Genomic DNA, 454 nt, shown 5'->3' with positions numbered 1-454 from the left:
TCGGACATCGTTAGCTCAAATGCTTGTTACTAGCTCGCCAACGCTTTTCGCAAGTTACTACGTCCTTCATCGCCTCTGACTGCCAAGGCATCCACCGTATACGCTTAGTCACTTAACCATACAACCCCAATGAGTTTCATCAGTGTTGTATCGCAACTAATGGTTTCAACTTTCGCCAAAAGAATACTCAAGCCACTTGATTTAAGTGTGTTTTGAGAACTCAATTATTTTTCGCAATAACCTTTCGGTTATTACTATCAGCTTTCCAAATTTTTAAAGAGCAAGCACTGCCGTAAAGACAGGCCACTGTTCTAACAAGAACAAGTTATCTGTGTGAACACTCAAGCACATGGATGTGCTGTGTGTAAGAAATGCAGGAGCATTTTCTTACCAAACCAAGGTTGAGTTATCGTATAGGTAAGGAGGTGATCCAGCCCCAGGTTCCCCTAGGGCT

General features: G+C 42.7%; 1 rRNA gene. It reads right to left on the bottom strand.

What is annotated here, in order from left to right:
- Nucleotides 1-118, bottom strand: a 23S ribosomal RNA gene (locus LZP69_RS15920); the annotation flags it as partial.
- Nucleotides 119-454: the final 336 nt, after the last annotated feature.

The sequence above is a fragment of the Shewanella sp. AS1 genome (assembly GCF_021412565.1).
Lineage (GTDB): Bacteria > Pseudomonadota > Gammaproteobacteria > Enterobacterales > Shewanellaceae > Shewanella.
This window is presented reverse-complemented; position numbering and strand designations above follow the sequence as displayed.